Genomic DNA, 24,039 nt, shown 5'->3' on the forward strand with positions numbered 1-24,039 from the left:
CGTCGCCCTCCTTTGATTTGCGGTGCATTCCAACCTAACGTCAGCAATAAGCCGTCCTTACGGACGGCTTGTTGCGTTTACGACTTCATTCTTCTTATCTTTTCCATGACCTTTATCTTTACCTTTACTATCATTCATGGCAGACGTATCTTCACTTTCATTATCTTCTTCACCGTCAGCAGGAGTCGAATCAGGTTCACCTTCCTGGTTGCCGTCCACGCTGCCTTCGTCACCGCCGCCGCCTTCTTCAGGCTCATTCGCTGGTGGGGGCTGATTACTGATCTCTGGCTCAATGGATGGCACGACTACGGTACCATTTTTGGCTTCAGCGTAGGTAACCACGTACGTATCCAGGAATTGACCATCCCGATATACAGATACAGCACCATTCTCATTCGGAGCCAGAACAAGCGGAATGGTTAGGGCCTGATGCGACTGTTTAATGGTTCGGGTACCCCATTCCTGATTCTTGCCGCGGGCATCTTCGAATGTAATTCGAATCTTGCTGTTTTTGCCCTCTTCTTTTGGTGAAACATTGATATTGAAGGAATACTCCAATGCCTCAGGCGGATATCCAGTGCTGACGAAAATGGTAATTTTGTCACCAGGTTTTACATCGGCTCCGGCTTCCACAGGCCATTGCTGGGTCACTTTACCCCGATCAACCGTATAGCTCGACTCTTCCTGAACCTGAGCCAGAACCAGTCCGGCAGACTTGATCATCTGTTCTGCTTCGTTGCGTGTGCGATTTTTCAAATCTGGCATCTTCACTGTTTCAGCGCCTCTGCTGACGGTTAAGACAATTTCGGTCTGTTCCGGATCAAATTCTTGATCGGCCCCAGGGGTCTGGGAAATAACCAGGCCTGATGCAACGTCATTAGAATATTCATCTTTACGTTTGATCCGATCCTCACTGATTCCCAGATTCGTCAGATCCTTGACCGCATCCTCGTAGGAATCACCTTCGACGCTGATCATTTTGGTCAGTTCCTTTTCAGCTCCAACACTAAGTTGAATTTCCGAACCTTCCTTGACCACATCACCTTCGTTTCGGCTTTGTTCGAATACGATACCGGGATCGACACCTTCCTTATACTGCCGGATGACATCATCGCTCACAACCAGACCTTCATCCTGTAGCATCTGGCGCGCCTTCTCTTCAGTCTGGTTAACAACATTTGGCACTTTCACTTCAGGCACAACGAGCATGCCTTTGACGTACCACACAACACCCACCATGGCGATTAGAATTAAGACAGTCAATGAGATCAATAGTGTTGGTTTTTTCCAGTTTTTCGTCTTGGGCTTGCCTTTATGGTTCTCCTCGTCCGATTCCATGACCGGAGCCGCGCCTGTAGAAGTAATTCCACGTGGTTCCGGTTTGATGGCAGGCATGACACGGGTCTGATCCACATCATCCTCATCCGGGAAATCGATCTTGTTTTCATTGCGTCGCTCTGGCATCAAACAGGTTTCCAGATCGTTCTGCATTTCCTTGGCCGACTGATATCGCTCCTGCGGATTTTTTCGCATCGATTTCAAAATCACATTTTCCACACTTTGCGGAATCAGCGGGTTGAATTTGCGAGGTTCATCAAATTCTTCCTGCAGATGCTTCAAGGCAACACTGATCGGACTCTCGCCGAGGAACGGAAGCTGCCCAGTCAGCATTTGATAGAGTACGATACCGAGAGAATATAAATCCGACTTCTCGCCAGTAACAATACCTTTGGCATGCTCTGGTGAGAAATAATGCACCGATCCGACTACGGAACCAGTCTGTGTAATCGTCGTGGAAGTAACCGCTCGTGCAATCCCGAAATCGGTAACCTTCACACGGCCATTTCGGCCAATCAATATATTATGCGGTTTGATATCCCGATGAATAATCTGATTATGATGTGCATGATCCAGGGCGTCTGCAATTTGGGAAGCAATTCGAACAGCCTCATCCACCTGCAGCGGAGCCCGCTCTTTAATAATCTCATTCAGATTTTTGCCTTCTACATATTCCATGACAATATAATGAACGTCATCTTCCTGGCCAACATCATAGATGCTGACGACGTTGGGGTGAGATAAGGATGCAGCTGACTGCGCTTCTCGACGGAAACGTCGGATGAATTCCTCATCATGTACAAATTGCTGTCTCAGCACCTTGATCGCCACATTCCGGTTCAGAAGCAGATCCTGGGCCTTGTACACAAGTGCCATGCCGCCACCGCCAACACGCTCAATGACTTCATAGCGTCCGCCTAGCTGGTGCCCTATCATGACTCACACCCCGTTTCCGTCACCACGGAACCTTCCTGCTGCGCTTCAAATAGCGCAACCGTGATATTATCATCTCCGCCAGCCAGCAGAGCCAGCTGAAGCAGACGATCCGCACGCTCTTCCAGCGGCAGATCCTGATTCCCTGCCACTTGAACGAGCTGTTCATTACTGACCAGATTGCTAAGTCCATCACTGCACAACAGCAGAACTTCACCTATTTCCAGCTTGATGGGATCCAGATCCACTTTGACTTCTGCATCCGTTCCAAGAGCACGGGTCAGCACGTTGCGACGCGGATGATGAGATACGTCTTCCTTGCTGATCTGACCATTTTTAAACAATTCATTCACCAGGGTATGGTCTTCCGTTAACTGGATCACTTGTTTGTTTGCAATTTTGTAAGCTCGGCTGTCCCCGATATGACCGATAACCCCTTCTGCATCATTCAACAAGGCAGCAACCACGGTTGTACCCATGTTGTGGTATTTGTCGTCTCCGGATGCGGTCCGATATATCACTTCGTTGGCATGCAAAATAGCATCGCTGAGGGCAGCAGACAAGGATGCATGCGACAGCCCCGGTTCCAATGTTCCCAGGTCATGCACCAATGTCTCGACTGCCAGACGGCTGGCGGTATCTCCAGCGAGATGCCCGCCCATGCCATCAGCGACAATACCCAGTATATACCCTGTCTCCAGATTGCGGATCCAGGCTGAATCTTCATTAACCGAACGCACGCGTCCGATATGGCTCACATGAACTGTTTTGATCAAAACGTTCTCACCTCAACTCCATATGCTTTGCACGAAGCTGACCGCAAGCGGCAGCAATATCATGTCCCTGTTCACGACGAATGGTTACATTAACACCCTGCTCCGAAAGAATCTTCTGAAAATTAAAAATGTCGCTTCTCGATGTTCTCACATACTTGCGTTCAGGTACGTGATTGACTGGAATCAGGTTCACGTGGCAGAGCATGTTCTTGAGCACACTTGCGAGTTCCGCAGCATGTTCCGGCTGATCGTTCACGCCACCGATAAGTGCATATTCAAATGTGATTCTCCGGCCCGTTTTGGCGAGGTAATACCGAAGGGATTCCATCACATCGTCAAAAGGAAAACGACGGTTTACCGGCATCAATTTGGAACGCAGTGCATCATTCGGTGCATGGATCGAAATTGCCAGGTTAATCTGCGTATCTTCGTCCGCAAACTTGTAGATGTTTGGTACAATTCCGCTTGTGGAGACCGTGATGTGACGCTGACCAATATTCAGGCCCTTTTCGTGAATCATGATGCGCAGGAAAGTCATTGTTGCTTCATAGTTCTCAAACGGTTCGCCCGAACCCATGATGACAATACTGCTTACACGTTCGCCGCGCTCATCCAGAATCTTCTGAGCCTGTACGACCTGAGCAACAATCTCGCCTGCTGTCAGGTTACGCTTCAGTCCGCCCAGTGTGGATGCACAGAATGTACAACCGATCCGGCAGCCTACCTGTGTTGTTACGCAGATGCTGTTACCGTAATTGTGTTTCATGATAACTGTTTCGATTGCATGATCATCATGAAGGCCAAACAGGAACTTCACCGTTCCATCCTTGGATTCAAACTTCGTAATTTCGGTAAGGGTTACAAATTCGAATTGCTCTGCCAGCTTCTCGCGCAATGCTTTGGACAGGTTCGTCATCTCACTGAAATCATTTACTCGCTTCACATAAATCCAGTCGAAAATCTGACCACCGCGAAAAGCGGGTTCCCCATTCTCAACAGCCCATTGCTGCAGCTCTTCCAGGGAAAAATCATATATAAAAGGTTTCATTTTGTTGTCAACACCTATTCCTTCTTTTCTTTTCATTCTTCCTATTCTATCACAAAGACCACTTTACATCCATGTATGCCCTAGAGTCTTGCACTTCATGCATTATAACACCTCGGCGCACAAGCCGCACCCCATTACAAAAGAAATCCGCCGAAGTTCCCCCCGGCGGCCTTCCTTACGTGCTATGGATTTATTCATTGGCTGCACGTGTCAGCCTTGCAATGAAGAAGCCATCACTGTGTGCATACTGGGGCAGAATCTGCACGCCCCCGTTCACCGGATTCCACTTTTCCATCTCGGTTCCGGTCCAGGCAGAATCCACGGCCTGGTATTCAGGATGGCGCTTCAGAAAGTCAGCGACCATAAGTTCGTTCTCAGCCGGCTCAATCGTACATGTACTGTACACCAGAACGCCGCCCGGCTTCAACAGCGGTGAAACCCGGTCCAGCAATTCTCGCTGCAGCGCCGAGATATCTTCGATATCTTCAGGCGATTTGGTCCATTTGACATCTGGCTTCCTGCGAATGACACCGAGACCCGAACAAGGTGCATCCAGAAGGATCCGGTCGAACGAAGCATGAGGATAACGTTCATCCAAATCCAGTGCATCTCCAGTTACTGCATCGATACAGCTCAGCCCCAAACGGTCTGCCTGATCCATGATCAGCTGACGCTTATGTGCATGCACATCATTGGCAATGATCCGTCCACGGTCCTGCATTTTCTCGGCCATATGAGCTGTCTTACCGCCGGGAGCTGCACAGCAATCCAGCACGCTTTGACCTTCTTCAGGTGCGACCGCTTCTGCCACCAGCATGGAACTTTCGTCCTGTACTGAGAACAATCCATCCCGGTACCATGACGTTAGTGCCATATTCCCACCGCTGCGTACAAGGATGCCGTCAGGACTTAACCGGGAAGGCTCCACCACTGCCCCCGTGCTCTCCATCTCGTGCATAAGTTTCTCACGTGTGGTCATTGTCGTATTTACCCGGACACTCACTGCTGGTGGTTCATTATTGGCCTTGCAGATCGCTTCAGCTGTCTCTTCACCGTATTGGCCGATCCAGCGTTTAACCATCCACAGTGGATGAGAGTGTTCCAGTGCAATGCGCTCAGCCGCTGGCAGATCATTCGGAATCCGCAATTCATCCCGGTTACGGATCATGTTGCGCAGAACGCCATTGACCATACCCGAGATTCCCTGGTGACCCAATTTCTTCGCCAGATTGACGGCTTCACTGACAACAGCATGTTCCGGAATCCGGTCCAGATACAGCATCTGGTAGACGCTGATCCGAAGGAGACTTCGTACCCATGGCTGGAGCTTGGCCATTCCTTTGGCTACAAAACGTTCCAAGAAATAATCAAGCGTATTTAGTCTTGCGATTGTTCCGTATACCAGCTCAGTTGCCAGCCCCGCATCAGCCGGACTAAGCTCCGACTCTTTCAAACGACGATTGAGCTCCAGGTTACTGTAGGCTCCATCCTGCTCCACAGCACTTAGAACCTTCACTGCAAGTGCGCGTGGAGAAGTTTTGGGTCGTTGAGCGCGCGAAGCTTCTCCCGAGGTCCGGGAGCCCCCAGCATTTCTGGAACCACCCGGTTTCCCTGGACTCGGGCGCCGGTTCTGTTTAGCGTTACCTCTGCTCGGACTGTCTACGGATCTGCCGGATCTATTCTCACTCATCGTAACACCGTGCCCGGTTTCAGCGTACCGCCGCGGCCAAAGTCAGCCGCCTTCATCGCTTTCTTGCCGGCCGGCTGAACTTCTGTCAGCCAGAGTGAACCGTCACCCGTCTGTACCTCGATACCAGATGCATTCAGCTGCAGCACTGTACCAGGCTCAGCTTGTCCTTTGGCTCCAGTCTCCGAAGCTCCCCATTGATTGGGATTCGCAGCAGCCCATACTTTAAACACCTGCTCGTCCCACATTGTAAATGCACCAGAGAACGGAACAAGACCACGGATCTGGTTATAGATTTCACGGGATGTTCGATTCCAGTCTATTTTCTCGTCTTCTCTAGTCAGATTGCGGGCATACGAAGCTTCGGCTTCATCCTGAGGGACAGCCGTGGTTTCCCCCGCAATAAGACGAGGCATTTCTGCCTGCAGCAGCTTGGAGCCTGCATCGCTGAGCTTCACAAACATGGTGCCAGAGGTGTCATCATCGGTAATTGGAACTTCCACACGAGAGATCATGTCCCCGGTATCCAAACCTTCTGCCATATACATCAAAGTAACTCCCGTTACGGACTCCCCGTTAATAATGGAGCGCTGAATTGGAGCACCACCACGATATTTAGGCAAAAGAGAACCGTGCACATTCACACAGCCTCGTACAGGCATATCCAATACGGCCTTCGGTAAAATCTGCCCAAATGCTGCAGTCACGATCAAATCAGGCTTCCATTCAGCCAATCTGGCCACGGATTCAGGATCACGCAGCTTCACCGGTTGAAATACGGGCAGGCCATGGCGCTCAGCCGCAGCCTTAACAGGCGTTGGCGTGAGCACTTTTTTGCGGCCTTGCGGTTTATCGGGCTGGGTGACTACCCCCACCACGTTATAACCCTCAGCAATGAGCATATCCAGAGAAGGGACAGCAAATTCCGGGGTACCCATAAAAACAATATTCAAATCCATCACTCCTTAATTACGTCGCGGTCCAGTCTGATCGGCTGCAATTTCGTACACTTTCTCAGCGATATCCGTGAAGAGTACGCCATCCAGGTGATCAATCTCGTGCTGGAATGCCCGGGATAACAGACCACTGCCCGTAATAATCAGTTCATTGCCTTCACGGTCCAAGCCTTTAACGGTAACTGTCTCAAAACGGCGAACGTCGCCGTTAATACCCGGAATACTCAGACAGCCTTCCGGCCCAAACTGTTCGCCTTCACTTGCGATGATTTCAGGATTGATCATTTTAATGAGGCCCTGTTCATCCCCGGCATCAATGACAATCAGGCGTTTCAAGATGCCTACTTGAGGGGCTGCAAGACCTACGCCTTCAGCGTCATACATGGTATCTGCCATATCATCCAGCAGTTTTTGTACATTTGGTGTTACTTTTGTAACTTCCTTGGCTCTTTTGTGAAGCACCTCATCTGGTTCTTTAACAATAATACGAATCGACATGTTGTAAGCACCTTCCTAACCCAAATCTCATGTTGGGTATCATTCTTTTGATTATCGTTTGCTTGTTTATAATCTATGTTTATACCGCTTGTTCACATCCACATTTTGCTCTAATCATTTCCCCAATTTTTATCACACGAAGTGTCCATGGAAAACGATGCATCATGCTACATTAACATTTGCGGGTCTACATCCAAACTAATGAGCAGTTTTTGCGCCTGAACATCATCGTCCATGCGCCGAGCTGTCTCTAGGGCGATTCCGATAGCGTCTACATCCCCCCGCCATTTTATCATACATTGGAATCGGTATCTATTCTTGATCCGGGGAATGGGCGAGGCTACAGGCCCTAGCACGTCGAAGGCATCGTTGCTGAAACGGTCGAGGCTTCCCAGCCAGCCTGCTGCATTGGCACGTTCTTTCAACAGACGTGTGTAATTTTCGGCAAGCCGGATCAGTACAGGCAATTGCTCATGCGAAAAGGTCACCAGAATCAGGCGGCAATACGGCGGGTATTGCAGATTGCGGCGATGAAGCAGTTCCTCACGTACAAAAGAAACATAATCATGCTGGCTTGCATGTCCAATGGAATAGTGCTCCGGTGTATAGGACTGCACAAATACCTCACCAGGCAATTGATGACGCCCTGCACGGCCCGCTACCTGGGTCAACAGCTGGAAGGTCTTCTCGGCAGCCCGGAAATCGGGCAGGTTCAGTGCCGAGTCTGCCGTGATGACACCAACCAGGGTGACATCCGGAAAATCCAATCCTTTGGCAACCATCTGGGTACCAAGCAGCACGTCCGCTTTTTTCTCCCGGAACTGCTTCAGAAGTTTCTCATGCGACCCCTTCTCCGTCGTTGTGTCCACATCCATGCGGATTACACGAATTCCCGGGAACAACTTGGCCAATTCTTCCTCCACTCGCTGCGTACCTGTACCAAAGTAACGGATATGTTCACTGCCACATTCAGGGCATACCTCGGGAGCTGCTTCCGCATACCCGCAATAGTGACAACGAAGATTGTTTGAACGCTGGTGATACGTCAGTGAAATATCACACTCGGGACAGCCGGCCACATAACCGCAGCTGCGGCACATGACAAAAGTGGAATAGCCTCGGCGGTTCAACAGCAAAACTGTCTGCTCCCCGCGCTCCAACCGTTCCTCCAGTCCCTTGTGCAGAGCCCGACTGAACATCGAACGGTTGCCATCCTTCAACTCTTCCCGCATATCAATGATTCGCACATCCGGCAGATTGTTGCCAAGCGCCCGAGTAGGCATTTCCAGCAGCAGCGGGGCAAAATCATCATTGCTCTGCGAACGTGCGGCATAATAACTTTCCAGCGAAGGCGTCGCGGAGCCCAGGACCACAACAGCCTGATGCTGCTGTGCTCTTTTTACAGCTACATCACGGGCATGGTATTTCGGAGTTTCTTCCTGTTTGTAAGAAGTCTCATGTTCCTCATCCATAATAATTAGACCCAGTCGGTCAAATGGAGCAAAGACAGCAGAACGCGCGCCAATGGCAACCTTTACTTGGCCTTCCCGGATTTTGCGCCATTCATCATAACGCTCTCCACCCGAAAGACGGCTGTGCATAACGGCAACCTGGTCTCCAAATCGCCCTTTAAACCGCTCAACCATTTGTGGCGTGAGGGCAATCTCAGGCACAAGTACAATCGCCTGCCGATCCTGCTCAATACATTGCTGGATCGTCTGCAGATATACTTCGGTCTTACCGCTGCCTGTTACACCATGTAACAAAAAGACGCCATGGCGCCTTTCCTGTAATCGGCCATTAATTTTATCGTACACGTTCTGCTGCTCTGCAGTAAGAGCAAGCGGTTCAGTGGCGCGAAACTTCCTGCCTTGATAAGGGTCACGAAAGACTTCCACGTCTTCCGTTACAAGCAGCCCTTTCTCCTCAAGCCCTTTGACGGTAGCCGCAGACACTTGAAGCGTGGCCAGCAATTCTTTCATCGGCATCGGCAGCAGCTCTTTCATTTCAAGCAGAAAAGCAAGAACCTCCTTCTGCCGCTGTGCCTTCGCCGGGAAAGATGCAAGTGCCTCCTCCGCCGCAGCCGCATCTACCGCCAAATCCACTGCCTTCATCGTTTTTTTGTTCAGCTTGTCCTTGATTGCCTGACTCTCCAGCAATACACCGCTAAGCAGAAGCTTTTTGATCAACGCTGCATGATTGGGGTATTTACGGCTCAATTGCTGCAAAGGCACCTGCCCTCGACTTTTAACAAAACGTATAATGTCCTGCTGCACCTTCTCCGAGGTGGACTCCTCTCCCCACACGAAGAGGACATCTTCATCCGATGGTGCTCCGGTATGCTGTCCATCCAGTGCATCCCCAATGGAGATATATCGTTCCGCTTTACCTTTCAGTGCAGTCGGCACCATGACCTGCAGCGACAAAATGCGGTTGCTGGCATATCGTTCACTCATCCACTCGGCGAGCTGCACCAAATCTTCTGACAAGGGGGGAACGATGTCCAACAGTTCCTGAATGGGCTTCAACTTGAAGGATTCTGTTCCGGTACGGGGTACAAGATCAACCACAAATCCCTGCACAGTTCGATGTCCAAATGGCACACCTACCCGACTGCCAATCTCAATCCAATCACGCATCGATTCCGGCACCAGATAATCAAAGGGCCGATCGGTCTGTTTCACCGGAACATCGACAATAACCTTGGCGATCTCCATATTTAATTCCTCCCGGCAATGCGCTCCGCCGCAATCGCAAGCAATCGGTAAGCTATGTCCTCCTTAGACATCACCTGAAGCTCTTCCACCAACCCTTCACGGTCGTAAATATGAACCGCATTGGTATCTGCTCCAAATCCGATACCCGGCCGGGCAACGTCATTGGCTACGATCAGATCACAGTTTTTCCGCTCCAGCTTCTCCCTTGCGTACATCTCTACAGAATGGGTTTCTGCGGCAAAACCAATTAGAAATTGATGACTCTTTTGCTTCCCTAGTGTTTCAAGAATATCTATATTTTTAACAAGCTCCAGCGATAGCGTATCGCCTTTCTTTTTGATTTTCTCCTCATGTACTTCCTTGGGACGGTAATCGGCAACTGCCGCAGCCTTAACGACGATATCAGCATGATCCCAGTGGCTCATGACCGCTTCGTACATATCCTGGGCAGACTGCACCCGTATCACTTCCATATTTGTTGGCGGCTGAACTTGTGTACTGCCCATAACGAGCGTAACCTCTGCCCCCAAATCACGTGCTGCTGCAGCGATGGCAAATCCCATTTTGCCGGAAGAGTCATTGGTAATATATCTGACAGGATCAATACGCTCAATCGTACCACCCGCCGTCACGACCACTTTTTTGCCTTTTAACAAGGCGGACTGTTGTTTCAAGTCTGGTTTGGCTGACTGCTGATCTTCAAAAAAACGTTCAACCACCTCGACAATCGTCTCCGGCTCTTCCAGTCGCCCTTTACCCACGTATCCACATGCAAGCTGTCCTTCACTTGGTTCAATCATCAGTGTTCCTCGCTCGAAAAGCAGACGCATATTGTGCTGGACAGCAGGATGATCATACATATGAACATTCATGGCAGGTGCGATCATTACCGGGGCAGTCGTTGCCAGCAGTGTGGTGGAGAGCATGTCATCGGCCATGCCATGTGCCATTTTGGCAATAACGTTGGCTGTTGCCGGGGCAACCAGAACCAGATCGGCCATATCGGCCAAATGAATATGTGATACAACTGATGGCTCATGCTCATCAAATGTATCACTGTAGACTACATTTCGGGTCAACGTTTGCAGCGTTAATTCGGTAATAAACTGTTTGGCAGAGTCCGTCATAATGACGTGTACATCCGCCCCTTTTTGCACCAGTCTACTGCATAATGTAGCCGCCTTGTATGCGGCTATGCCGCCAGTCACGCCAAGTACGATTTTTTTACCGTTCAACATGGTTATTTCCCCCGATATATACGACGTATAAACGATGAATAGAGAAAAAAATAACAACCTCGCGGTTGTCAAATAAGTCCGGCTTGCGCCGTATGCAGTTGAAGAGCAGCCGCAGGCGGCTTACTCTTCTTCCTCTTCGTCCTGTCCTTTGATGACAACGAGATGATCACCATAAATTTCTTCGAGTGCAACGCCAACCTGTTTATGGGATCTCGCATTTCTCAGATCCGTTTTCTCGCCTTCACGAAGCTGTCTGGCCCGGCGGGAAGCAGCAACAACAAGAGAATACTTGCTGTCGACTTTGTTCATCATTTCATCAATAGAAGGATACAGCATGTTTACAAAACACCTCTTTGCATTAGTATAATCCCTTTGACCCGCCTTACAGAATGCAACAATTCAGTCGTTCACATGAACCGAACTTCATCTGACCATCTATAGATATATGTCAGCAGTTCTCCGAATAATTGCATCCTGCGGCCGTCAAAAAAATTATTTATTGATCTTACAATGTTCGGCGATAATAATGCTTTCTATTCGTTTGCACGCCAAATCAATCTCGTCATTAACGACAGCGTAATCGTACTGCTCCAGCAGACTAATCTCATCCACGGCTACGGACATCCGGTGATCAATTGTTGCCTGACTCTCCGTACCGCGTCCCTGGATGCGATCTTTGAGCTCGTCCAATGAAGGAGGCAGCAGAAATACAAAAATCCCTTCCGGGAACTTCTCTTTCACTTTTAACGCGCCTTGAACTTCAATCTCAAGAATGATGTCGCGGCCTTCGTTAATGGTTTTCTCGACAAAGTCACGTGGTGTTCCGTAATAGTTACCTACATATTCTGCATGCTCCAGCAGCTGGTCTTCAGCAATCATGTTCAGGAATTCTTCATGACTTCTGAAGAAATAGTTCACACCATGCTCTTCACCCAGACGAGGCTGGCGAGTCGTTGCAGACACAGAATAGATCAACTCCGGTACACGTTTGCGCAAAGCGCTGCATACTGTACCCTTCCCGACCCCAGATGGGCCGGACAACACTATCAGTAATCCTTTAGACATATTACACTCCATTTTATTCGTCGTTGTCATCATCTTTCGAAGAAAGACGATGGGCGACCGTCTCAGGCTGAACCGCCGACAGAATGACATGATCGCTATCCGTAATAATCACGGCACGAGTACGTCTTCCGTACGTTGCGTCTATCAGCATATGACGATCTCTTGCCTCTTGTATAATTCTCTTGATCGGCGCCGATTCCGGACTTACGATGGATATAATCCGGTTCGCCGATACGATGTTACCGAATCCAATGTTGATGAGTTTGATTGCCATAATCAGGTTCTTCCCCCTATACATGCGACTCTCTTGCCGAAATATGGCCGTTCATTCGATATTCGCCGCCTGCTCGCGAATTTTCTCCAGCTCCGCCTTCATCTCGACAACACGGTTCACCAGAGCCAAATGGTTGGCTTTTGATCCAATCGTATTGACTTCCCGATTCATCTCTTGAATAAGAAAGTCCAACTTGCGGCCTACCGGCTCTTCACTCTTCAGCAGTTCCCTGCTCTGTCCGAAGTGGCTGAGTAGACGCGTAAGTTCCTCCTCTATGTTAGAACGATCGGCAAACACAGCAATTTCCATACCCAATTTATGCTCGTCAAAAGGGAAAGAGCCTTCCTCCTGCATTTCCGTAAGCCTTTGTCTTAACTTGTTGCGGTAATCTGATACCACAGTAGGTGCAAGAGTAAGCATCTCGGTATGCAGCGACTCCAAACGACTAATCCGCCGTTCCAGATCACTGGCCAGATGAAGACCCTCACGCGCGCGCATTTGCTCCAGACTGGACAAGGCCTCTTCCAAGCTCTGCTGCAGCACACGCTCCCATTCGTCCTTCTCTTCCTCCGGAATTGAACTCGTTCCATCGGAATGAACCATGACATCCGGCAATGAAAGCATGTCCATAATGCTCGGTTTGCCCTGCATCCCAAAGCGGGATTCCAGCTGTTCTGCTGCCTGCAGATAGGCTCTGACTGCCTGCTCATTAAGCACGGCAGGAAGAGCCTGATCTTCATCTTTTTCTTTCATTACATAAACATCAATCCGCCCGCGCTTCAGCCGGCTCTGTACTCTTTTCCTCAATCCGTCTTCATAACATGTCCATTCTTTCGGCATGCGCATCATCACTTCACAGTAACGATGATTGACGGATTTAATCTCCAATTGTACCTTGTAGCCTCCAAAATGAAAGGCGGATTGACCGTATCCGGTCATACTGAATGACATCGGCATCACATCCGTTACACTATTGTAATTGATTATTAGGGTTGAAACAAGTAGGACATTGGTGCTCGGACTTCTCCCATACATATTGGGTCAGCTCGGCAGTCATGCCGTAGAACATAAACGGAGTCATCAGATAGATCCCTTTGAAATGGTCTGTTGCCACATCCAATAGCTCTTTGGCAATCTTTACGCCCATAGCCCGTCCTTCTTCTCCTTCGAGACCAGCCATGCGAGAACGAACTTCATCCGACAGCTGAATGCCTGGAACTTCGTTGTGCAGGTATTCTGCATTTCGTCCACTTGCCAGCGGCATTACACCAACGAAAATAGGCACTTCCAAATGTTTGGTCGCCTCATGCATGGCTACGATCAATTGCGGGTCATAGACAGGCTGCGTCATAATGTAATCGGCACCGGAGGCAATCTTTTTCTCCAGTCTCTGAACCGCCTTATCCAGATGTTTCACATTCGGGTTAAACGCTGCTCCGATGACAAAACCAGCCTTCTGTTTAAGCGGTTTACCGGAGAAAGCTACACCGTCGTTCAATTGCTTGATCATACGTATAATTTCAAATGAAGTCAGATCGTATACGGAGCTGGATCCAGGAAGATCACCGAAACGCGCTGGATCACCTGTAACCGCAAGCACGTGGTTGATACCGAGAGCGTCAAAACCCATCATGTGTGACTGGGTCCCAATCAGATTTCGGTCACGGCAAGCAATATGCACAAGCGGACGTAAGCCCGTACGATCCTGAACGAGATGTCCCAGAGCCATATTACTCATGCGGGTTACCGCCAACGAGTTGTCAGCCAGTGTCAGCGCATCCGCACCTGCGGCTTTCAGTGTTTCGGCACCTTTCATGAATTTGGCAATGTCCAGGTCACGAGGCGGGTCGAGTTCAACGATAACCGTGTGGCGCTGTTTGACCAGATCCACAATGGTCGGCTGTCCACCACGGCCGGACCGTTCATCCACATTTTCATGCAGTACGATACGCGGTTTTGCTTCTGTTGGGTCAGGCAGGACAATGGGTGCTGGAGTATATTCGGAAAGAGCCTGTGCAATTGCCCCAATATGATCAGGCGTCGTACCGCAGCATCCACCGATAATACGGGCGCCCAGATCGGCGAATTGCACCGCGGTCTGCCCGAAATATTCCGGTGTGGCACCATAACGGAACTGGCCATCGACATAGTCTGCCGCCCCAGCGTTAGGGTAAACAGACATCGGAACTCCGATTCGCCCGGATACGGTTTCCATGGCACGCATAATTCCGTTTGGACCGGAGCGGCAGTTAAACCCAATCACGTCCGCACCCTGCTCACGCATGATCCGGAACGCTTCCGGCATCGTGTATCCATCCAGCGTATGTCCAATATCCTCAACTGCAAACTGCCCAATCACCGGCAGATCACTCAGCTTGCGAGCCTGCAGCAGGGCGATATCCATCTCTTCGATATCATAGAAGGTTTCAAGCAGAATCCCGTCAACCCCTTCTTCAAACAGGGCAAAAATCTGCTGTTCGTAGAAACGCTTCAGTTCGCTTGTCGATACATTAGTCCGCTTGCCTCCACGAATGGAACCCACGGCCCCTAGAACGTATCCGTTTGAACCAGCGACTTCCTTGGCAATGCGTGCCCCCGCACGATTGACTTCCGTCACCTTCGATTCCAGTCCGAACTTGGATAATTTGTCATAGTTGGCAGAGTAAGTATTTGTCTCAAATATTTCAGTACCCGCCTCCAAATAACGACGATGCACATCTGCTACCACTTCAGGTGAGACCAAATTTAATTCTTCATATGAAATTCCAACCGGGAAACCCATTTGGTACAGATATGTTCCCATCGCCCCATCTCCAATGAGAACTCGTTCCTGCAAGACACTCCGCAAATCCGCCTTCATCCCTTTTCCCCCCGCCTAGCTGATCATTTCATACTAATGTAACACAAAAGCCGATCAATAACGTAGAAAAACACAGGATTTCCATGAAATTCAGTCAAAAAAAGAGGCCCGAAGGCCTCTTGGCTCAAACTGTCAACTTATGAGGTGAATCCCTTGAAAACAACCTCTGCCGGTCCGGTCATATACACATGATTGTCAGCTTCGTTCCACTCAATATGCAGGTCTCCGCCTTTGAGGCTAATAACTGCTGTACGATCCGTGTGTCCGTTCAATACTGAAGATACAAGCGTTGCACAAGCTCCGGTCCCACAAGCCAGGGTTGGACCCGCACCGCGTTCCCATACACGCATATCGACGAATCCGCGATCACGTACAGTGGCAAACTCAACATTGATCTTTTTCGGGAACATCGGATGAACTTCCAGCACAGGCCCCCAGGTCGAGAGATCAAAGTTCACTGCATCATCTACATAAATGACAGCGTGGGGATTTCCCATCGAAACTGCCGTGAATTTGAACTCCTGTCCGTTCGCTTCAATCGTATGATCAACCACAGGGTTGGCATCCACTGTTGTCGGAACCTTAAGCCCGTCCAAAATAGGCTCGCCCATATCTACACGAACGGTTGCCACCTTGCCGTCAAGTACATTAAGGGTTACCGGCTGCACACCAGCGCCGATGGTTTCAATGGTGATGTGCTCCGATGTCACATGACCATGGTCATAAACATACTTCGCTACACAGCGAATCGCGTTGCCGCATTGTTCCGCTTCCGAACCATCAGAGTTCATAATGCGCATCTGAAAATCCGCCTTCTCCGAAGGCAGTATATAAACGAGTCCATCCGCACCGATGCCGAAGAAACGGTTGCACCATTTCACAGCAAGCTCTGCTGCATCAGCCGGAAGCTGTTTTTCTCCAAATACAACGATAAAGTCGTTGCCAAGTCCGTGCATTTTTGTAAATTCCATATCCTTGCCCACTCCTTTTGGCAGTCTGCTGCCAAAGCGTTATTCTTGCCTGTTTACACAAAAAAGCTATCCTGCAAAATGTCGAAGGCTTTCGCCCCGAATCATTTTGAGGATAGCATAACGAAAACGATAAGGAAATGCTATTGATTTTATGCCGAAAACTTTGTACTTTTCGGTACGAAGCTTCCAGGACCCATCCGGCGACGGTTACGACGGCCACCCCAGACACTGCCTGCTCCCATCAGGAACGTTGGGATACCTGCGGCCACAATGGAAATGGCCCATTCTCGCATGCCGAGCGGTACGGTTTTGAAGATCGGCTGCAGCGGCTCCACGTACATTACAACCAGCATCAGCACAACGGACGAGATCACCGCAAGAACCAGGTATTTGTTCTGGAGCGGATTCCGGTGGAAAATGGAGCGCGAACTCCGGCAGTCAAATACATGAATAAGCTGAGCCAGAACAAGTGTCGCAAAAGCTACGGACTGTGCTTTGATAAGCTGACCCGGTTGATCCGGAGCTGCTTGAAGGGTAAGCCAGAACGCACCTAATGTACATAATCCGATCAATACACCGCGGCTGATGATTTTCCAGCCCAGTCTCCGGGCAAAAATGTTTTCCTTGGCGCCGCGTGGCTTGTGCTCCATCAGATCTTTCTCCGGCTGATCCACACCCAGTGCCATGGCCGGCAGGCCATCTGTCACGAGGTTCACCCATAGAATCTGGATGGGCACGAGCGGCAGCGGCAGTCCCATCATCATCGCGAAGAACATCGTCAAGATCTCGCCCACGTTGGAAGCAAGCAAGTACCGAATAAACTTCCGAATATTCTCATATATATTACGCCCTTCTTCAATCGCAGCTACAATAGTAGAAAAATTATCATCACTGAGAATTAAGGCTGATGCCTCTTTTGTCACATCCGTACCTGTAATTCCCATCGCAATTCCGATGTCCGCCGCTTTGATCGCTGGTGCGTCGTTGACACCGTCCCCTGTCATCGCTACGACATGGCCTTTGCGCTGCAGGGATTTTACAATCCGGAGCTTGTGCTCAGGTGACACCCGGGAGAAGACATAGATACCTTCCACCTGCTTATCCAGCTCATCATCCGTCAATCCTGCCAGCTGCTGCCCGCTTAACGAACCTCCGCCCCGCGGAAGAATGCCCAGCTGCTGGGCTATCGCCTCTGCAGTAGTCCCGTGGTCACCCGTAATCATGACCGTACGGATACCCGCTCTGCGGCAAGTTGCAATCGCATCTCTGACTTCTCTCCGAGGTGGATCAATCATGCCTGCAAGTCCAACGAACACAAGCTGATTTTCGGCAGCATGTTCATCATCTACTTTTTCCTCAGGGCGTACTTCACGATAAGCCATCCCCAAGACACGCAGGGCTGCTCCGGCCATCTTCTCGTTTGCAGCCATCACTTTCTGTCTCAACGTTCCGGTAAAGGGTACAACTTTGCCTTCCCATAAAATATAGCTGCATTGTCCAATCAACACATCAGGGGCACCCTTGGTGTAAACCATGCGGCCTCCCTGATGCTGGATGAGGACAGACATTCGTTTGCGGTCCGAATCGAACGGGAACTCCTGTTGACGAGCATATAGCTCTTTGAGGCCGGCAGGAGTAAGGCCCATTTTGGAAGCCAGAGTGACGAGCGCTCCTTCGGTTGGATCGCCTTTCAGCTCCCATACCACGCCATCCTCCTTGATTGCCTCCTTCTTGCCATCCTTACCCTTTTTCTTATTCCGCTCTTCCGAGAAACTTTCCACAATACTCGCATTGTTACATAACGCACTAATCTGAAGCAGTCTTCGCAGTGTCTGGTCACTCTTCAGCTCCACCGTCCTGCCGTCTTCCAGCATCTGTCCTTCCGGTGCATACCCGTCCCCGGTGACTTGGATACTCCGACCTTCCAGCCACACATCGGTCACTGTCATCTTGTTCTGGGTTAATGTCCCCGTCTTGTCCGAGCAGATCACGGAGGCACAGCCAAGTGTCTCGACAGAAGGCAATTTTCGTACAATGGCTTTGCGCTTAATCATTCGCTGCACACCCAGCGCAAGTGCAATCGTGACGATCGCCGGCAAACCTTCAGGTATGGCAGCTACCGCCAGACTGACGCCAGCAAGGAACATCCCAATTGCCGGTTGTCCATGCAAAATACCAGCCACAACGACCATCACGGTAAGCCCCAGTGCAACAAAAATAAGTATTTTGCCCAATTGCTCCAAACGATGCTGAAGCGGTGTTTCCTGTTCCTCGGTATTTTGGATAAGATCGGCAATTTTACCCATCTCGGTATCCATGCCTGTCCGAATGACAACGCCCTTGGCCGTCCCGCGGGTAACCATGGTGCCCATAAATCCAATGTTTTTCTGATCTCCGAGTGGTACGGCATCGTCTGCAATGGGGTTGCAGTGCTTGCTTACCGGGACCGATTCTCCAGTGAGTGCCGATTCCTCCACATCCAGACTGTTCGTTTCCAGCCATCTTACATCCGCCGGGATGCGATCTCCACTCTCGACAAGGATGATATCCCCAGGCACCAGCTGTTTGGCAGCAAGCTGCACTTCCTGACCGGCCCGAAGAACTTTGGCAAGAGGTGCGGACAGCTGTTTCAATGCGCGGAGAGAACGCTCAGCCCGAAATTCCTGTACGAAGCCCAGAATGGCATTTAACACAATAATCGCCACAATAGTAACGGCATCCAAATATTCTCCAAGCAATCCGGAGACCAGTGTCGCCCCCATCAAAACGAGCACCATAAAGTCCTTAAATTGGTTAAGCAGCAGTGTAATTGGGGATATACGTTTTCCTTCACTCAGCTCATTTGAACCGGCGACCTTCCTCTTCTGCGCAACAGCTTCATCTGTCAATCCTTCCTCCAGACTGACGTCAAGCGTGCTGCGAAGCTCTTCTACGCTTAGTTGATGCCACTTGGTCTGTTCCATGCTTCAAGGTTCCCCTCCCAGTCTATATTTCCTGTAAAAGACGCTGATACAGCTGCTCGTGATCGCTAACAGGCAGCTGTATGTCACGCCGGACAAACTACCTGCTCTATATGTATTCGGACAGGACCCCAATTAGCACCCGGATGGTGAATCCTTTCCCTGATGGACAGAATAGGCTAAAATAAAAGTCTGCGGTCATAACGCAGTAGAAGCCGAGTTACCTTATGCACGAAGGCAAGTGACGAACGAACAGCAACCGGTTCTGATTTTTACATATTCCAGTTGTGTGTTTCAGTTATAGATAGAGAGGAAGTTGAAAAATATGGCATTGGACGGCATTGTTACACGAGCCATCGTACACGAACTGCAGGGCTGCAAAGGCGGCCGCATTAGCAAGATTCATCAGCCAAACGGCCATGATGTCGTACTGACCCTTCGTGCACAACGCGGGAACAGCAAATTGCTGATATCGGCCAGTCCGACGTATCCCCGTGTGCATTTTACGGAGAAGACATTCTTAAACCCTACAGAAGCACCGATGTTCTGCATGCTGCTGCGCAAGCACTGCGAAGGAGCCATTATAGAGGAGATTCGTCAGATCGGCATGGAACGGATCATCCACATCGACGTTCGTCAACGCGACGAACTCGGTGACGTATCCGTAAAACGAATCATCATTGAGCTCATGGGGCGTCACAGCAATATCGTATTGCTCGACCCGGTCACAGGAACGATTCTGGACGGTATACATCACGTTACCCCTTCCATCAGTAGCTACCGGGTCATCATGCCTGGCTTTTCGTATACAGCTCCGCCAGAACAGCACAAAGTCAATCCGCTGGAAGTGAACAGCGCTGAATTCATCAAGGGTTACTCTGAAACGGTAGAAGAGGCTGCCCGCTGGCTTGTGAACTCATTCAGTGGCCTGAGTCCGCTGATCGCAGGAGAGATTGCTGCTCGTGCATCCGATACAGACAATGGAGATGCATCAGCGGAGGCGAACGCCCTCTGGAATGCCTTTGATTCTGTAATGGGACCTGTGAGAGACAATAACTACACCCCTATCACAGGACTGAATGCCAAAGGGAAAATGATCTTCTCTGCTGTCCGTCTTCAAAGTATTCAGGATGCGGAGAAGACCTATGACACGATGAGCAAATGCATGGAGGATTATTTCGGGGATAAAGCCGAGCGGGATACGGTAAAACAAAAGGTAAGTGATCTGCTGCGTTTTCTGCAAAATGAACGAAGCAAAAATGTCAAAAAACTCGACAACCTGAACAAGGATCTGCTCGAAGCCGATGACGCGGAAAAATACAGATTATGGGGCGAATTGTTATTTGCTTCCCTTCACCAGATTAGCAAGGGAGACAAAAGCGTGGAGCTTGTAAACTTCTATGATGAAGATCAGGCAACCATTACCATCGCACTGGATCCCCTGCTTACACCATCGGACAATGCGCAGCGTTACTTCAAGCGGTACAATAAATATAAGAACAGTCTGGCGGTCATTCATGAGCAGCTCGGCAAAACCAAGGACGAGATCGTCTACCTGGACAACCTGCTGCAGCAGCTGTCCATCGCTTCCATGAACGATATTGAGGAGATCCGTGAAGAACTGGTTCAGCAGGGATATCTTCGCGACCGCAACAAAAAAGGCAAGAAGAAAAAGAAAAACGACCGTCCAACCGTACATCAGTTTACCTCGACTGAGGGAATTGATATTCTGGTGGGCAAAAACAACTTGCAAAATGAATATGTCACTAACCGTCTGGCGTCGGCCAATGATACATGGCTGCATACCAAAGACATCCCCGGTTCACACGTTGTCATTCGCAGCACGGACTTCGGGGAAGCTACGCTGGAGGAAGCAGCACAGCTCGCAGCTTATTTCAGTCAGGCCAAGGAATCAAGCAGTGTTCCTGTGGACTATACCTTTATTCGTCACGTACGGAAACCAAGCGGGGCCAAGCCCGGTTTCGTCATCTACGATCATCAAAAAACACTGTTTGTGACACCCAATGAAGAGTTAGTCAAAAGCTTGCCATCCACCATCAAAAACGGATAGGCTGCAGGTGCCACCACAAACAAAATGACACAAAAAGGCCCAGAACAGAGAATATCGTGTTCTGGGCCTTTTCAATTTGGGTTATAATTGGCGGTTTGCTGCTGTCCGCAATTGTTCAAGCACATCCAATGCTACCGTTTTGCTCCCCAAATCCCCGTGAAAAACAACTCCCTGTCTCACACCGTGGTAATCTGAGCCGCCTGTCACAATTAAATCGAATTCACGTGCCAATGCGGCATACCTGTGTTCCTCTTCAGGGCCATGGTCGGAATGAAATACTTCAATTCCGTCTGGACGGAACTGCTCAATGATCCGGCGAACCAGTTCATCATCTCCATAGAGACCCGGATGTGCAATAACTGCGGCTCCCCCTGCCTCTCTAATCCACTGACAGGCATCTTCGGGAGCGACACGTGGTACCGTTACGAAGCCCGGCTTACCTTCGGCCAGATATCGATCAAAGGCATCCCTCATATCGACAGCATAGCCTTTGCTGACCAGGACATCGGCCATGTGCGGTCTCCCAATGCTCTCATCCGGCTCAAGAGGACGTCCCAGCCCCTCAATAACTTCCTCCCAGCTGATATCAAGACCAAGCTCCTGCAGTTTGGCAATAATGCGATGATTTCGTTCCTCACGTGCATCACGAAGTCCGTGCAGCCGCTCCAGGAAGAGTTCATCCTTTATATTCATATAATAACCCAGCACATGGATGTCTTTGCCTCCTGCGCGGGTACTGATCTCAACGCCGGCTACAACCTCGATACCACATTCCTGGCCTGTCTGCTGTGCCTCTGCCACACCTGCTACCGTATCATGATCCGTAATTGCAACGGCTGACAGTCCCTTTTGTTTGGCCAGCCTTACATTTTCGGCAGGTGACTGCATGCCGTCCGAAGCCTGACTATGCGTATGGAGATCACAGCGTCCGTTAGGTTGATCCATTAACAACATCTCCTTGCTACATGGTTGTGTTCACGATTATTTACTTCCTTTATCCATCATTTCTTCCGCTCCAGTGTGCTCCTGCTGTCTCAGGTAGTTCAAGAATGCTACTGCGGATAGAGGGAGCAGGGATGACTTCAAATGAATGGCATAGAATTGTCGTTTGAATGCAAGTCCGCGGATCTCAACAATATGCACGAGACCAAGTGCTAATTCATGCTGAACGGATGAAGGAGACAGCATGGTAATACCCACTCCAGCTTCAACCGCCGATTTCACTGCACCCGTACTTCCAAGCTCCATCACAACATTCATGTCCTGCGGGTCAATGTTTTTCTTTTGCAGTTGGTCTTCCATGACCTGTCTTGTACCGGAGCCCTTCTCCCGCAGTACAAACGGATAAGCCATAACCTCTTCCAGCTCCACTTCCCCGCGATCGGCGAGCGCGTGACCTGCCGGAACAATCAGCTTCAATTCGTCCTGCATTACCGGTTCTACAATCATGTCCGGATGATGGATTGGGGCTTCAATCAGGCCAAAGTTCAACTGGTGTTTCAAAATATCGTCCATAATTTGCGTTGTATTCATCACTTTCATTACGATCGAGATATCGGGATATTGCCTTGCAAAGGGACCAAGCATCCTCGGTAAAACATATTCGCCAATGGTCAAACTGGCACCGAGCTGTAATCTTCCCTGAAGCATCTGCGTGAAGGCCGACATGGCTTCATCGGTCTGCCTGACCAGTTCCACGCTCCGCTTGGCATGGGGCAGCAGGGTTCGTCCGGCTTCGGATAATTCTATCTTCTTGGTTGAACGATGCAGGAGCTTGGTGCCAAAGTAGTCTTCCAGTGATTGAATCTGCATCGTCACCGCAGGTTGGGTCATATGTAAGGCTTGCGCAGCTGCTGAAAAACTCCCCTTTTCTGCCACTGTGTAAAAAATATGCAACTGATGAAAATTCATATCTTCGCCCCTCTTCTGTACGCTTACCTCATTGTAGCCGATTTCTTGAATTCCAACAAAAAAAGCATGCAGCTTGTCTGCATGCGATGTAGCTTGAATATATCATGGCTAAAAATCTTAAATGTTTCTTCTGAATTACCTGTGCTTCCGACTGTTCTTCACCAGAGTCATTCGTCTGGAATGCCTCAACCAGGAATAATATGATTTCAGGTCACGAAGCTCAATGGTCTCTGACATTCGCCCCAAAAAGGTAACTACAATCATCTTGTGAAGAGGATTGCCGGCGATGTCATATTCACCTTCAAGCTCGGAAAATTCCGCAACCACTACCACATCCTCGTCGATGAGGTAGACGTCCTGCTCATTACGGTAGTATGGCGTAATACGGTCCTGCTTCAGACACTCCCATAACCAAGCCGCAATATGGTCATCATCATTACGCGTGGGCTCAATACGGTCTGCATACCGCATTTTGGCATGATGGGTAATGACGATGTCAGCCACTTTTTTGTCTCCAAGAGCTACGAAAAACGGCTCGTAGGTGCTCCAACGTTGCATCACCTTATCACGCATGGGAATCACTCTCCACCAGATAGGACTTTCTATCTATTTATTACCAAATATATTACAACATAAGTCCCGCAAGCTCAAGGCGTAAGTTCAGATTTTTTCACAAAATCCGTTTTGTGCCTAATTCTTTATAAAAGTAAGCAAAAACCTATGATAACCAATAAAC

General features: G+C 49.7%; 19 protein-coding genes. 1 reads left to right on the forward strand and 18 read right to left on the reverse strand.

What is annotated here, in order from left to right; translation table 11 throughout:
* Positions 1-57: 57 nt before the first annotated feature.
* The 15 genes from pknB to CHH60_RS11820 form a co-directional block, all read right to left on the reverse strand.
* Positions 58-2,274, reverse strand: coding sequence for a Stk1 family PASTA domain-containing Ser/Thr kinase (gene pknB, locus CHH60_RS11750; protein ID WP_095359347.1), 2,217 nt, complete (start codon positions 2,272-2,274; stop codon positions 58-60).
* A complete protein-coding gene (locus CHH60_RS11755; RefSeq protein WP_095359348.1) occupies positions 2,271-3,047 on the reverse strand; it encodes a Stp1/IreP family PP2C-type Ser/Thr phosphatase in 777 nt (258 codons plus the stop codon). The genes pknB and CHH60_RS11755 overlap by 4 nt, the downstream gene beginning before the upstream one ends.
* A gap of 7 nt (positions 3,048-3,054) precedes the next feature.
* Positions 3,055-4,095, reverse strand: coding sequence for a 23S rRNA (adenine(2503)-C(2))-methyltransferase RlmN (gene rlmN / locus CHH60_RS11760; RefSeq protein WP_095290542.1), 1,041 nt, complete (start codon positions 4,093-4,095; stop codon positions 3,055-3,057).
* Between the two features lie 190 nt (positions 4,096-4,285).
* Positions 4,286-5,785 carry a 16S rRNA (cytosine(967)-C(5))-methyltransferase RsmB gene (rsmB, locus tag CHH60_RS11765; protein ID WP_095359349.1) on the reverse strand — a complete coding sequence of 500 codons (1,500 nt, stop codon included), beginning with the start codon at positions 5,783-5,785 and terminating at the stop codon, positions 4,286-4,288.
* A complete protein-coding gene (gene fmt / locus CHH60_RS11770; RefSeq protein ID WP_176476038.1) occupies positions 5,782-6,741 on the reverse strand; it encodes a methionyl-tRNA formyltransferase in 960 nt (319 codons plus the stop codon). The genes rsmB and fmt overlap by 4 nt, the downstream gene beginning before the upstream one ends.
* A gap of 6 nt (positions 6,742-6,747) precedes the next feature.
* Positions 6,748-7,236, reverse strand: coding sequence for a peptide deformylase (def, locus tag CHH60_RS11775; protein ID WP_095290270.1), 489 nt, complete (start codon positions 7,234-7,236; stop codon positions 6,748-6,750).
* A gap of 167 nt (positions 7,237-7,403) precedes the next feature.
* Positions 7,404-9,953, reverse strand: a complete 2,550-nt coding sequence (priA, locus tag CHH60_RS11780; protein ID WP_095359351.1) for a primosomal protein N' — start codon at positions 9,951-9,953, stop codon at positions 7,404-7,406.
* A gap of 2 nt (positions 9,954-9,955) precedes the next feature.
* Positions 9,956-11,191, reverse strand: a complete 1,236-nt coding sequence (gene coaBC / locus CHH60_RS11785) for a bifunctional phosphopantothenoylcysteine decarboxylase/phosphopantothenate--cysteine ligase CoaBC (protein WP_095359352.1) — start codon at positions 11,189-11,191, stop codon at positions 9,956-9,958.
* 120 nt (positions 11,192-11,311) lie between these two features.
* The gene (gene rpoZ / locus CHH60_RS11790; protein ID WP_095290265.1) at positions 11,312-11,527 is read right to left on the reverse strand and encodes a DNA-directed RNA polymerase subunit omega; all 216 of its coding nucleotides are present in this window, start codon (positions 11,525-11,527) and stop codon (positions 11,312-11,314) included.
* A gap of 156 nt (positions 11,528-11,683) precedes the next feature.
* Positions 11,684-12,256: a guanylate kinase gene (gene gmk / locus CHH60_RS11795; RefSeq protein WP_090901057.1), complete on the reverse strand. Its 573-nt coding sequence runs from the start codon at positions 12,254-12,256 to the stop codon at positions 11,684-11,686.
* A 13-nt stretch (positions 12,257-12,269) separates the two neighbouring features.
* Positions 12,270-12,530: an extracellular matrix/biofilm regulator RemA gene (remA, locus tag CHH60_RS11800; protein ID WP_006209218.1), complete on the reverse strand. Its 261-nt coding sequence runs from the start codon at positions 12,528-12,530 to the stop codon at positions 12,270-12,272.
* A 51-nt stretch (positions 12,531-12,581) separates the two neighbouring features.
* Positions 12,582-13,481: a YicC/YloC family endoribonuclease gene (locus CHH60_RS11805; protein ID WP_095359353.1), complete on the reverse strand. Its 900-nt coding sequence runs from the start codon at positions 13,479-13,481 to the stop codon at positions 12,582-12,584.
* 19 nt (positions 13,482-13,500) lie between these two features.
* Complete coding sequence (locus CHH60_RS11810) at positions 13,501-15,390, reverse strand: bifunctional homocysteine S-methyltransferase/methylenetetrahydrofolate reductase (protein WP_095359354.1); 1,890 nt, start codon at positions 15,388-15,390, stop codon at positions 13,501-13,503.
* 137 nt (positions 15,391-15,527) lie between these two features.
* Entirely contained in the window at positions 15,528-16,361 is an 834-nt protein-coding gene (dapF, locus tag CHH60_RS11815; protein ID WP_095359355.1) for a diaminopimelate epimerase, read from the reverse strand.
* A 149-nt stretch (positions 16,362-16,510) separates the two neighbouring features.
* Positions 16,511-19,324, reverse strand: coding sequence for a calcium-translocating P-type ATPase, SERCA-type (locus tag CHH60_RS11820; RefSeq protein WP_095359356.1), 2,814 nt, complete (start codon positions 19,322-19,324; stop codon positions 16,511-16,513).
* A 322-nt stretch (positions 19,325-19,646) separates the two neighbouring features.
* On the opposite strand from CHH60_RS11820, the gene CHH60_RS11825 reads away from it, so the two are divergent.
* Positions 19,647-21,392, forward strand: a complete 1,746-nt coding sequence (locus tag CHH60_RS11825; RefSeq protein WP_095359357.1) for an Rqc2 family fibronectin-binding protein — start codon at positions 19,647-19,649, stop codon at positions 21,390-21,392.
* An 81-nt stretch (positions 21,393-21,473) separates the two neighbouring features.
* On the opposite strand, the gene CHH60_RS11830 is transcribed toward CHH60_RS11825, so the two are convergent.
* The 3 genes from CHH60_RS11830 to CHH60_RS11840 form a co-directional block, all read right to left on the reverse strand.
* The gene (locus tag CHH60_RS11830; RefSeq protein WP_095359358.1) at positions 21,474-22,337 is read right to left on the reverse strand and encodes a PHP domain-containing protein; all 864 of its coding nucleotides are present in this window, start codon (positions 22,335-22,337) and stop codon (positions 21,474-21,476) included.
* A 36-nt stretch (positions 22,338-22,373) separates the two neighbouring features.
* Positions 22,374-23,303 (reverse strand): selenium metabolism-associated LysR family transcriptional regulator, encoded by a 930-nt coding sequence (locus tag CHH60_RS11835; RefSeq protein WP_095359359.1) that lies wholly within the window; start codon positions 23,301-23,303, stop codon positions 22,374-22,376.
* Between the two features lie 135 nt (positions 23,304-23,438).
* Positions 23,439-23,876: a hypothetical protein gene (locus tag CHH60_RS11840; protein WP_095290252.1), complete on the reverse strand. Its 438-nt coding sequence runs from the start codon at positions 23,874-23,876 to the stop codon at positions 23,439-23,441.
* Between the last annotated feature and the right edge of the window lie 163 nt (positions 23,877-24,039).

It is taken from the genome of Paenibacillus sp. 7523-1 (assembly GCF_002276415.1).
GTDB classification, from domain to species: Bacteria; Bacillota; Bacilli; order Paenibacillales; family Paenibacillaceae; genus Paenibacillus; species Paenibacillus illinoisensis_A.